This window comes from Cohnella suwonensis (assembly GCF_042655365.1).
Classification (GTDB): domain Bacteria; phylum Bacillota; class Bacilli; order Paenibacillales; family Paenibacillaceae; genus Cohnella; species Cohnella suwonensis.
In genome coordinates this window covers 19,861-31,438 of record NZ_JBHSMH010000029.1, presented here as the reverse complement: position 1 = coordinate 31,438, position 11,578 = coordinate 19,861, and the positions used below count along the sequence as shown (strand labels likewise).

The following is an 11,578-nucleotide window of genomic DNA, read 5'->3' as shown; positions in this document are numbered from 1 at the left end:
CCAACATAATACTTTAATTATACAAGAAAAAGGCACAGCCCCCTCAAATTAATGAGAGTCTGTACCTTTTAGCGGAAATGGACTTTTTCAGTGGCCTCGGTAATATCCCGCAGGGCTTCTTCTAATTTCGGAAAGGCGAATTGAAATCCGTGGTCGAGCAACTTCCGGGGCATCGCTTTCTGACCGGTCAGCACGAGAGTGCTCATCTCGCCGAGCGCGGTCTTGAGCAATGCGGCCGGCACGGGAAACCAATGCGGCCGCCCCGTGACGAGTCCAAGCGTTCTTCCGAACTCGTCGTTCGATACCGGAGCGGGAGCGACGGCGTTAACGGGGCCGGAAATATCCGTCCGATCCAAGCAAAACAGGATCAGCGCGACCATGTCCTGCAGATGGATCCAAGGCAGCCCTTGCTTCCCGTCCCCGATCCGTCCGCCTCCGAATAACCGGTAAGGCAGGCGGAGCAGCGGGAACGCTCCGCCTTCGCGGGCGCAGACAAGACCGATACGCAGCTTTACGAGCCGTTCGGCCGGAATCCGGTCGGCGGCCTCTTCCCAGCGCATGACGGTATCGCCGAGAAAATCGGCCGGCTTAGGTGGGGAAGATTCATCGAACACTTCGTCGCCGGAGTGGCCGTACAGCGAAATGCCGGAAGCGTTCACGACGACCGGCGGCGGATTGTCCGTCCGCTGCATGAACTCCGCGATCCGGGCTGTGGCAGCCGTTCGGGAAGCGACGATCCGCGCCTTCGCTTTGCTCGTCCATCTCTGGTTGATCGATTCGCCCGCCAAGTTCACGACGCCGTCGAAGCCGCCGAACCGCATCGGGTCGGCGGTCAACTCTTCCCAAGTGACGTACCGGATGCCGCCGAACGGCGGACGCGCCGGCGGTTTCCTCGTTACGATCCATGCTTCGTCCCCGCGGGACAGCAACGCCTGCGATAAGGCACGGCCGATGAAGCCCGTGCCGCCCGAGATCAAATACCGCACATTAACGTCTCCTCGTCCGCCGGATTATTGCTTGTCGATCGAGACGATCGACAGCTGCTCGCCGTTCTCGTCGGTCTTATATTGGAATTTGACTTTGGTTCCGCTCTCCCACGGGTCGACCTTGTCGGCGATCTCCGGGCTGACCTGGAAGGCGGTCGGACCTTGGTCGGTGACGATCTCGATCGTATGGCCGTCCTGCAGTCCCGAATATTCGCCGGTCGATTCGACCGTCTCCGGGGAAGCGGAAGGGCTGGCACTCTCCGTCGCGAGCGCTTCGCTCGAATCCGGACTGGAAGGAACGGTAGGAACGGCGGATACGGAAGGGCTCGGGGAAAGGGACGCGTTCGAATTTTTCTCGTTGCTGCATGCCGTTCCCATGAGGAGCAAGGCAAGCACGGCGGAGCTTAATGCGATGGCGGTTTTGTTGTTTTTCTTCATCAGGTCTTACACCTCCTACGAGGTTAGACGAAGTTCGCGGGCAAAGGTTTCGTTTTTCGTCGGCAATCGGGAAGGACGGCCGTCGGAATAACGTTATTTGAGCAAGTGGTTGTAAGCCGAATAGTCGATCCGGTTCTTGTCCAGAAAGGCTTTCAGGCTGTTATGGTCGCGCGGGGGCGTCGCCCGTATGTAGCCTTCGATGCAGTGGGCGGTCGTCACCTCGGAGGAGCCGCTTTCGACGGCGAGCTGTCCGATTTTGGCCGCGATCGAGTGGCTCGCGATGTCCCGGAACGGCGTCGGCACCGGAGAGACAAGCTTGTGCAGCATATCCTTCGACTCGTCGGTCCACAGCTCGCGGCTGCGCTCGACCCAGTAATTCTGCCAATCGAGCTTCGACTTGCCGTCCCGTTGCGGAAGCACCTTCAGAAACTTGCGGAACATGAAGAAACCGCCGACGCTCATCGACAGAACGAGAACGACGGTCCAAAATCCGATGAAATACATGAACCAATCTGGCGTTGATTTCATTCCTATCACCTCATTTTGAAATTATAGCTCATTTCTAGATTTATTTCGACGTTCGCGATACAATAGTGGAATGATTGCCCGAACAGGCCCCCGAGTCAAGCGGGGCGCGGGACGGAACGAACGAAGGGGGAAATCGGACATGTTGAAAATCGGATCGCACGTTTCTTTCTCGGACAAGGGATTGCTGACGGCGACGAAGGAAGCGACGTCTTACGGCTCCGGCACTTTCATGATTTACACGGGGGCGCCGCAGAATACCCGGAGAAAACCGATCGAAGATTTATATATTCCGGAAGGCAAGGCGGCGATGAGCGCGGCCGGCATCGGCGAGATCGTCGTCCACGCGCCTTACATCGTGAATTTGGGCTCTTATAAGGAAGATACTTTCCGGCTCGCGGTCGATTTCCTGCAGGAGGAGATTCGCCGGACGCACGCGATCGGCGTCAGGAATATCGTGCTTCACCCGGGCGCCTATACGGAGAAAGACCCTGCATACGGTATCGAACGCATTGCCGAAGGGCTGAACGAAGTGCTTGAAGCGACGACGGAAACCGACGTCAACATCGCGCTCGAGACGATGGCGGGCAAAGGCTCGGAGATCGGCAGAACGTTCGAGGAATTGGCGCAGATCATCGAAAAGGTGCGCTTGAACAACCGGCTGACCGTCTGCATGGATACGTGCCACATTCACGACGCGGGCTACGACATCGTGGGCGACGTCGACGGCGTGCTGCGCAAGTTCGACGGACTCGTCGGCTTGGACCGGATCGCCGTCGTGCACGTGAACGACAGCAAAAATCCGCTCGGAGCGGCCAAAGACCGTCACGCGCCGATCGGCTCGGGCTGGATCGGCTTCGACGGCATCGCCGGCGTCGTCGGCCACGAGTTGCTGAAGGACAAGCCGTTCATTCTCGAGACGCCGTGGATCGGCAAAATCGACGGCAAAGAACACCCGATGTACGAAGCCGAGATCGCCATGCTCCGCAAAGATACGGAAGAGCGGTTCGGCGGGGAGTTCCTCGTGGACGTGGAGCGCCTGCACCATTTCTTCGACAAGGTCGGCATCGACTCCCGACTTTACGTGCTGAACACTTGGGAGCTGCTCAAGTCCGACTCGAAGGCGAGAAAGGCAGACCCGCGCGAGCCGATGGAACGGCTGTACGACATGATCCTCGAGAACGGGGTATTGTCCGGGGAGCTTGACGAGGAAGCGGTCAACAAGCGGTTGCTCGGTTTCTTGGCAGGACCGGAATGGTTGTCGAGTCTATAAAACCGATTTGGGCAACGCTATGAGCATAGAGAGGAAGAATCCGAACGATGAGCCACAGTTACCAGTCTCCCGCAAGCCAAGCGCATGAAGGCAAAGGCAACCGCGCCCGCATGCTGATCTCCTGCCCGGACAAGGCGGGAATCGTCGCCGCGGTGTCGCAATTCCTATACGAGCAAGGCGCGAACATCGTGCAATCCGACCAGTACACGATGGATCCGACGGGAGGCATGTTCTTCATGCGCGTCGAATTCGATCTGCACGAGCTCGAGAGCCGGTTATCCGCCTTGCAAGAAGATTTCACCCGCATCGCGGACCGGTTCTCGATGAGATGGAGCATTTTCCGCGCGGCGCGCCGCAAAAGGATCGCGATCTTCGTCTCGAAGGAAGATCACTGCCTGCTGGAATTGCTCTGGCAATGGCAAGCCGGCGATCTCGACGCGGACATCAGCATGGTCATCAGCAACCACGAGGACATGAGGGCGACGGTCGAGACATTCGGCATCCCTTACCACTACGTTCCGGTTACGGCGGAGACGAAAGCCGAAGCGGAGAAGAAGCAGCGAGAACTGACGGCCGGCAAGATCGACCTGATCGTGCTCGCCCGTTACATGCAGATCGTGTCGCCGAAGTTCATCGAGCAGTATCATAACCGCATCATCAATATCCATCATTCGTTCCTTCCGGCTTTCGTAGGCGGCAAGCCTTATCAGCAAGCGTACAATCGCGGCGTCAAGCTGATCGGAGCGACCGCGCACTACGTGACGGAAGAACTGGACGGCGGTCCGATCATCGAGCAAGACGTCCAACGCGTCAGCCATCGCGACGAAGTGAACGAGCTGAAGCGAATCGGTCGCCACATCGAGCGAATCGTGCTGGCCCGCGCGGTCAAATGGCACGTCGAAGACCGGCTTCTCGTCTACCAGAACAAAACCGTCGCGTTCGTATAACCGGTTTCCAAGCGGTCGACTTGTACGGACATGTGATGGAAATCGTTTTATTCTCGTGTTACAATGTACAGGATTTGGGCAACCGCGGGTTATAACTGTACGATTCTCGGCCAGAAAGCTCCGAACGTACGTGAATAGAATCGAGGAGGATTTTTGAATGACAGCAAGCAATCAAGCAATCGAACAACTTTCCGTAACGACAATCCGGACGCTGTCGATCGACGCGATCGAGAAAGCGAAATCCGGACATCCCGGCATGCCGATGGGCGCCGCTCCGATGGGCTACCAATTGTTCGCGAAGACGATGAAGCACAATCCGTCCGTTCCGACTTGGAGCGATCGCGACCGCTTCGTCTTGTCCGCGGGCCATGGCTCCATGCTGCTCTATTCGCTTCTTCACCTGAGCGGATACGATCTGCCGATGGAAGAGTTGAAAAACTTCCGCCAATGGGGCTCCCTGACGCCGGGTCACCCGGAATTCGGACATACTGCCGGCGTCGACGCGACGACCGGACCGCTCGGACAAGGCATCGCGATGGCGGTAGGCATGGCTCTCGCCGAAGCTCAATTGGGCGCGACCTACAACCGCGACGGCCACGAGATCGTCAACCACTTTACTTACTCCATCTGCGGAGACGGCGACTTGATGGAGGGCATCTCCCATGAAGCGGCTTCGATGGCCGGCCATATGGGCCTCGGCAAGCTCGTCGTTCTGTACGATTCCAACGATATTTCGCTCGACGGCGAATTGAACCTTTCGTTCTCCGAGAGCGTCAGCAAGCGTTTCGAAGGCTACGGCTGGCAATACTTGCGCGTAGAGGACGGCAACGACCTCGAAGCGTTGGCGAAAGCGATCGCTTCCGCCCAAGCGGATACGAGCAAGCCGACGTTGATCGAAGTGAAAACTGTCATCGGTTACGGCTCCCCCAACAAAGGCGGCAAAGGCGGCCACGCGGGCCCGCACGGTTCCCCGCTCGGCGTCGACGAAGCGAAGCTGACGAAAGGCTTCTACGAATGGCCGCACGAGGAGTTCCACGTCCCTGCCGAAGTGCGCGAGCACTTCGCGGCCGTCAAGCAATCCGGCGAGCAAGCTTACGCCGCGTGGCAAGAGAAATTCGCGAAGTACAAATCCGCTTATCCGGAGCTGGCCGCGCAATTCGAAGCCGCTCTCGCGGGCGAACTGCCTAGCGGATGGGACGCCGAACTTCCGGCGTACACGACGGAAGACAAGCCGTTGTCCACGCGCGTCGCTTCCGGCAACGCGCTGAACGGCCTCGCGAAGAACGTGCCGTTCCTCGTTGGCGGTTCCGCCGACTTGGAAAGCTCCACGATGACGCACCTGAAAGGCTTGTCCGTCTTTAAGCCGGGCAGCTACGACGGCCGCAACATCTACTTCGGCGTACGCGAATTCGGCATGGCGACGGCCATGAACGGCATTATGCTGCACGGCGGCCTGAAAGTATTCGGCGGCACGTTCTTCGTCTTCACCGACTACTTGCGTCCGGCCGTTCGTTTGGCGGCTCTGATGGGCCTTCCGGTCGTCTACGTCTTGACGCACGACAGCATCGCGGTCGGCGAAGACGGCCCGACGCACGAACCGATCGAACAGCTCGCGTCGATCCGCATCATCCCGAACCTGACGGTCATCCGTCCGGCAGACGGCAACGAAACGTCCGCGGCGTGGGCTTACGCGCTGCAAAACAAAGACAACCCGGTCGCGCTCGTGCTCACTCGCCAGAACCTGCCGATTCTCGAAGGCACGGCCAACGCCCGCCAAGATATCGCCAAAGGCGGTTACGTCGTATCCGAAGCGGCGAACGGCGCTCCTCAAGGCATTCTGATCGCGACGGGCTCCGAAGTTCAACTGGCGGTCGCTTCCCAGAAGGCGCTTGCGGAACAAGGCGTACACGTGCGCGTCGTCAGCCTGCCGAGCTTCGATCTGTTCGAGAAGCAAGACGCGGCTTACAAAGAGAGCGTATTGCCGAAGTCGGTCAAAGCGCGTCTCGCGATCGAGATGGCTCATCCGTTCGGATGGGAACGTTACGTCGGGGACGCCGGCGCGATCATCGGCATCTCGACGTTCGGCGCTTCCGCCCCGGGCGATCGCGTCATCAAGGAATACGGCTTCACCGTCGACAACGTCGTCGCGCAATTCAAGAAGTTGGTGTAATCGATCGCGAACGATCGCGGTCGCCATATAGACAGAAAAGGGAGCTGGAGTAACATGTCGCAATTCGATAACGTATCCGTAGTGAAAAAAGCAAACGTGTATTTCGAAGGCAAGGTCACGAGCCGCGCCGTATTGTTCGAGGACGGAACGAAGGTTACCCTCGGCATCATGCTTCCGGGCGAGTACGAATTCGGCACGGGCGTGAAAGAAATCATGGATATTCAAGCCGGCGAACTGTCCGTCTTGCTTCCGGGCAACGGCGAATGGCTTGAAATTACCGAGCCGACGAAATTCGAAGTGCCGGCGAACTCCAGCTTCAAGCTGAAAGTCAGAACGGTTACCGACTACATCTGCTCTTACCTGGACTAAGCGAACGCAATGCTCGTCCAGCGGCAAAAAGGCAGGCTCCCCGATGAAGGGAGCCTGCCTTTTTCATTCTTCCCGATCTTATTGCGACTGGCCGGCGATATACTCTTGCAGCTGCAGCCGTTGGTACAGAGGCAAAGCACTCAGCAAGCAACCGTAGACGAATTTGCCGTTCTTGCGCTCGATCCGGATGATGCGCGCCGTCATCGGAGGCAGCTCGGATTCCGGGCCGAAGTGGATGACGATAAACATGTCCTTCTCGAGCGGCGTGCCGGATTCGATCTGGATGCCGTCTTCGGACAGGTCGCTCAGCCGCCCTTCGACCGTATGACCGCTGAAGCCGCCGTCGCCTTCCCATTGGTAGATGGACATGCGAAGCGGAATATCGAGCGGCAAACGGGTTTTCTTCCGTCGCTCGTCCGCTTTCTTCTCCGCCTCAGCCGGTACGATCGGCGGATCGCCGATTTTGCGGCCGATCCAATTCTCGTAGATGTGCGCGAGAGCCGCGACGTCGTCGTCGCCGTATCCGGCCGCTTGTCCGAGCTGGAACAAGCTCTTGGCCGACTCTAACATCGGCGTCGACAAATGCATGGCGTCGGTCAGGACGGACGACAAGCGCAAGTCCTTCAGCATAAGCCCCAAAGCGAACTGGACGCTGAAGTCGCGATCGATGATTTTATCGCCCTTCAGGTCGGCTTGCTTGCTGGCCGCTCCCCCGGAACGGACGATGCGCAGGAACGCGGACGCGTCGATACCGCTCTTGGCGGCGATCGCCATGCCTTCGATCAAGCCGGCGGCGTTGATGCCGACGATCGTGTTGTGGGCGAGCTTCGAGATAGCGCCGTTACCGCTGGGTCCCGTGTACACGATGTCGCGTCCCATCGCCATCAGAATATCGGCGTGGTCGTCCACCGTCTTCTTGTCTCCTCCGGCCATGAACAGAAGCGTGCCGTCGATCGCCGCCGGCTTGCTGCCGGTTACGGGAGCGTCGATGAAATCGCAAAACCGGTCCGCGAGCTCCGAAGCGAGTCTCCTCGCGAGCGGAGGAGAGATCGTGCTGCTGTCGATGACCGTCGTTCCGGGCTTCAATTCCTTCAGGATGCCTTCAGCTCCGAAGTAAACCTCCTGAATCGCGTCGTCGTTGCTGATCATCGTAACGACGACGTCGACCCGCTTGGCGACCTCGCGAGGCGTGCCCGCGACGTCCGCTCCGAGCTCGACCAAGGCGTCCGCCTTGCCCGCGCTGCGATTGTAGACGGTCACCGAGTAACCCTTGCGCAGCAAGTTGGCGGCCATGGGCTCGCCCATCGTTCCGAGTCCGATAAATCCGATCGTTTTCATCCCATCGTCTCCTGTTCGTCGGTTGCGTTTGCATTCATTTTACCACAATCTTCATCAAACCTTCATTCGCGTTTGCTTGTGCCGGACGGCTTATTTCAGTATTCTATAGCTAATGCGCAAAGATAGATGCCAAGACCGCAAGGTCGCGAAAGGGAGATGACCATGAGCAAGAGCATTCGGTTCGATTATTCCAAAGCGTTGCAGTTCGTCGGTCAACACGAGATCGATAATTTGGCTCCGGCCGTGAAGCTGGCCCATGAGCAATTACATAACGGAACGGGAACGGGCTCCGATTACCTGGGATGGATCAAGCTGCCGTTCGACTACGATAAAGAAGAGTTCTCCCGCATCCAGAAGGCGGCGAAGCAAATCCAATCCGATTCCGACGCGCTTATCGTCATCGGCATCGGCGGTTCGTACCTCGGCGCCCGCGCGGCGATCGAGATGCTGCAGCATTCCTTCTATAACACGCTGTCGAAGGAGCAACGCAAGACGCCGCAAATTTTCTACGCCGGCAATAACATCAGCTCCACGTACGTGACGCATTTGCTTCAAGCGCTCGAAGGCAAAGAGTGGTCGATCAACGTCATCTCCAAATCCGGCACGACGACGGAGCCGGCGATCGCGTTCCGCATTTTCCGCGACGCGCTCGAGAAGAAATACGGCAAAGAAGCGGCCCGCAAGCGCATCTACGCCACGACGGACAAAGCCCGCGGAGCGCTGAAAGTGCTCGCGACCGAAGAAGGCTACGAGTCGTTCGTCATTCCGGACGACGTCGGCGGCCGTTACTCCGTTCTGACGGCGGTAGGCTTGCTCCCGATCGCGGCGGCCGGCATCGACATCGAGTCGATGATGAAGGGCGCGCAAGACGCGGCGACGAGATTCAATAACCCGAACCTGAGCGAGAACCACGCTTACCAGTACGCGGCCGTACGCAACGCGCTGTACCGCAAAGGCAAAGCGGTCGAAATTCTCGTCAACTACGAGCCGGGCTTGCACTTCGTATCGGAGTGGTGGAAACAGCTGTACGGCGAGAGCGAAGGCAAAGATTACAAAGGCATCTACCCGGCTTCCGTCGACTTCTCCACGGATTTGCACTCGATGGGACAATTCATCCAAGAGGGCAACCGGATTATTTTCGAAACGGTGCTGCAGGTCGGCGAAGTGGCCGATCAAATCACGATCCAGAAAAGCGAGGACGATCTAGACGGCTTGAACTTCCTGGCCGGCGAGACGCTCGATTTCGTCAACAAGAAAGCGTTCCTCGGAACGTTGCTCGCGCACACGGACGGCAACGTGCCGAACTTGATCGTCAACCTCCCGGACATGAGCCCGTACACGTTCGGCTACATGGTTTACTTCTTCGAGATCGCGTGCGGCGTGAGCGGTTACCTGCTCGGCGTCAACCCGTTCGATCAACCCGGCGTCGAAGCGTACAAGAAGAACATGTTCGCGCTGCTGGGCAAACCGGGCTTCGAAGAACAGAAGAAAGCGCTGGAAGCTCGTCTGTAGGCCGAGACGGACGTCCGTGTGATAGAATAGGGTCAAGCTGCCTGAAAGGGGCTTGGCCCTTTTTTTTGAAGGATCAGAAGGAAAAGTTTCGACTCCCTTTTTACCCATCTGATCCCTACGCAAAGCTACTCCGACGTCCGAAGGACGTCGAAAGCGTGTTTGCTTGGAATAAAGGAGGGAACCCGATGATCGACATCCATACGCACGTCCTTCCCGGCATCGACGACGGCTCGGATAGTTGGGAGACGACGTTGAAGCTGGCTCGGGCGGCCGCGGCGGAAGGCATTACGACGTTGATCGCCACGCCGCACCATGCCGATGGACGTTATACGAACGAAGTCGCCGCGGTCGCGGAGCTAACGCGCATCGCGAACGAACGATTGGCGGAAGAGGGCATTCCCGTTCTCCTCTTGCCGGGTCAGGAAATTCGCGTGCACGACGGTCTGCTGGACGCTTGGCAACGAGGGGAATTGCTCTCGCTGGCGGGTTCCCGGTACGTCTTGCTGGAGATGCCGTCTTCGCGGATTCCGAATCGGATGGAAGAATGGATCTATGAACTCGGTTTAATGGGCGTAACCGCCGTCATCGCGCATCCGGAACGCAACGCGGAAGTGGCGAAGGCTCCGGAAAGACTGTCGAGGCTCGTGAACGCCGGCGCATGCGCCCAAGTCACGACCCATTCCTTGCTGGGCGGCTTCGGCAAGTCCGTCGAGAGAACGTCCTGGTCGTTATGCGAAGCGGGACTCGTTCACGCGATCTCGTCGGATGCCCATCATCCGGAGCGCAGAGGGTTCCGGCTGCGAGAGGCTTACGAGGCGATCCGCCTGCGGATGGGCGATAATTGGTCGGAATATTACGCCGGGAATGCGTCTAGCATCGCGAATAATCGTCCTCTTGCGGAGTTGCCGTCGATCCCGTCCCGCTCTATGACGTCCATGTCCCGGTTCCTGTCTTATTTTAACCGCCGATAGGGGGATTCGGGAGCGGGACTCCTGATTCCGAAGGTCGATACGGCCTAGTCCTCGCGGATGTACCGACTCGATTTCCCATCGTATTAGTGGTGTATACGAGAGGGAGAAACGGACAATAAGCATCTAAAATGGATATATTTTGAATTTTTTAACTACCCGAGGAAAATCGAGCTGTCATGCCTCTTCCTTTCTTTTACGATGAAGCGTTTACAATTCGAAGGAAACGATCGCGCGTTACCGCCTTTGTCTCCCCGGCAAGGGAGAATGGTCATGCATTCCGGACCGTACTGGCCTATAGTCCTTGTTTTCCGCTTCCCGGCGACCGATGGCCGGGAGGCTTTTTCCTTTTTGCATATAGAAAAAAATAGGAGAAAACCTTGCCGCTATTCACTTTGCGGGCTAGAGGAACATTCGCGGGCGAGGAGGTCTAAAGTCCGACCGGCCGACCCGGAGCCTGAAGCGCTTCCATTTCGAATGGCGGACGTTAATTAGACGGAAAACGCGGCAATAACGAATGGAAGGAGCTGTGAAAATGAGCAGGAATGTCTAATGGCGTCCATGCCTTTATTCCCTCATGGTTTCCAATTATCTGTGTCATACTTATTTCAAAACCGTACGATTCCTTACATTAAAACCTCCTCATGAAGGTTGTAATCCGACTCGAGTTGTTGCAAGCTATTTTTGTCGAAGCGTTGCTTGATAAAGGAGGCGTGCAAAGATGAAGCGCGATTCGTGTTGCGAAAAGAAGAAACTTCGCTTCAAGAGATTCCTGAGAATGCTGTCGAATGATCCGTCGCTGTTAAGCCGAGAGGACGAAGGGGAAGCGAGATCTCTCGCCGAATACTTCGCCTACTCCGGGTATTTTCCCCGCAACGAACCGGTGGATCTCTCGTTGCTCGTGTCGTTGCTGTTGAAAAGGAGCGGGCATGGCGCGGATTCGGAAAAGATGATGGAGTTCGTCATGAACGGCGGCACCATCGATGCGTTCATGGACGCGGCGAGGGCGGAATAACTTCGTATCGTTATTTTTTGCATTCAAAAGGTCGCGA

The 11,578-nt window shown here is 57.6% G+C and carries 11 protein-coding genes; 7 read left to right on the top strand and 4 right to left on the bottom strand.

Annotated features, from left to right (window positions below):
* Nucleotides 1-68: 68 nt before the first annotated feature.
* The 3 genes from ACFPPD_RS10990 to ACFPPD_RS10980 all read right to left on the bottom strand — a co-directional run bounded on the left by ACFPPD_RS10990 (nucleotide 69) and on the right by ACFPPD_RS10980 (nucleotide 1,952).
* The gene (locus tag ACFPPD_RS10990) at nucleotides 69-986 is read right to left on the bottom strand and encodes a TIGR01777 family oxidoreductase (RefSeq protein ID WP_209750915.1); all 918 of its coding nucleotides are present in this window, start codon (nucleotides 984-986) and stop codon (nucleotides 69-71) included.
* A 24-nt stretch (nucleotides 987-1,010) separates the two neighbouring features.
* Nucleotides 1,011-1,424 carry a hypothetical protein gene (locus ACFPPD_RS10985; RefSeq protein ID WP_209750913.1) on the bottom strand — a complete coding sequence of 138 codons (414 nt, stop codon included), beginning with the start codon at nucleotides 1,422-1,424 and terminating at the stop codon, nucleotides 1,011-1,013.
* A gap of 93 nt (nucleotides 1,425-1,517) precedes the next feature.
* Entirely contained in the window at nucleotides 1,518-1,952 is a 435-nt protein-coding gene (locus ACFPPD_RS10980; RefSeq protein WP_209750911.1) for a DUF2621 family protein, read from the bottom strand.
* A gap of 139 nt (nucleotides 1,953-2,091) precedes the next feature.
* On the opposite strand from ACFPPD_RS10980, the gene ACFPPD_RS10975 reads away from it, so the two are divergent.
* The 4 genes from ACFPPD_RS10975 to ppnP all read left to right on the top strand — a co-directional run bounded on the left by ACFPPD_RS10975 (nucleotide 2,092) and on the right by ppnP (nucleotide 6,708).
* Nucleotides 2,092-3,222 carry a deoxyribonuclease IV gene (locus ACFPPD_RS10975; protein ID WP_209750909.1) on the top strand — a complete coding sequence of 377 codons (1,131 nt, stop codon included), beginning with the start codon at nucleotides 2,092-2,094 and terminating at the stop codon, nucleotides 3,220-3,222.
* A 47-nt stretch (nucleotides 3,223-3,269) separates the two neighbouring features.
* On the top strand, nucleotides 3,270-4,169 hold the full coding sequence (purU, locus tag ACFPPD_RS10970) for a formyltetrahydrofolate deformylase (RefSeq protein WP_209750907.1): 900 nt from the start codon (nucleotides 3,270-3,272) through the stop codon (nucleotides 4,167-4,169).
* A 157-nt stretch (nucleotides 4,170-4,326) separates the two neighbouring features.
* On the top strand, nucleotides 4,327-6,339 hold the full coding sequence (gene tkt, locus ACFPPD_RS10965; protein ID WP_209750906.1) for a transketolase: 2,013 nt from the start codon (nucleotides 4,327-4,329) through the stop codon (nucleotides 6,337-6,339).
* A 54-nt stretch (nucleotides 6,340-6,393) separates the two neighbouring features.
* Nucleotides 6,394-6,708, top strand: a complete 315-nt coding sequence (gene ppnP / locus ACFPPD_RS10960) for a pyrimidine/purine nucleoside phosphorylase (RefSeq protein WP_209750905.1) — start codon at nucleotides 6,394-6,396, stop codon at nucleotides 6,706-6,708.
* Nucleotides 6,709-6,786: 78 nt separating this feature from the next.
* On the opposite strand, the gene ACFPPD_RS10955 is transcribed toward ppnP, so the two are convergent.
* Nucleotides 6,787-8,046, bottom strand: coding sequence for an NAD(P)-binding domain-containing protein (locus ACFPPD_RS10955; protein ID WP_209750904.1), 1,260 nt, complete (start codon nucleotides 8,044-8,046; stop codon nucleotides 6,787-6,789).
* A gap of 162 nt (nucleotides 8,047-8,208) precedes the next feature.
* Between ACFPPD_RS10955 and ACFPPD_RS10950 the strand changes: the two genes are divergently transcribed.
* From ACFPPD_RS10950 to ACFPPD_RS10940, 3 genes are all read left to right on the top strand, one after another.
* A complete protein-coding gene (locus ACFPPD_RS10950; RefSeq protein WP_209750903.1) occupies nucleotides 8,209-9,558 on the top strand; it encodes a glucose-6-phosphate isomerase in 1,350 nt (449 codons plus the stop codon).
* Nucleotides 9,559-9,743: 185 nt separating this feature from the next.
* Nucleotides 9,744-10,529 carry a tyrosine-protein phosphatase gene (locus ACFPPD_RS10945; RefSeq protein ID WP_209750902.1) on the top strand — a complete coding sequence of 262 codons (786 nt, stop codon included), beginning with the start codon at nucleotides 9,744-9,746 and terminating at the stop codon, nucleotides 10,527-10,529.
* Nucleotides 10,530-11,247: 718 nt separating this feature from the next.
* Complete coding sequence (locus ACFPPD_RS10940; protein WP_209750901.1) at nucleotides 11,248-11,541, top strand: hypothetical protein; 294 nt, start codon at nucleotides 11,248-11,250, stop codon at nucleotides 11,539-11,541.
* Nucleotides 11,542-11,578: the final 37 nt, after the last annotated feature.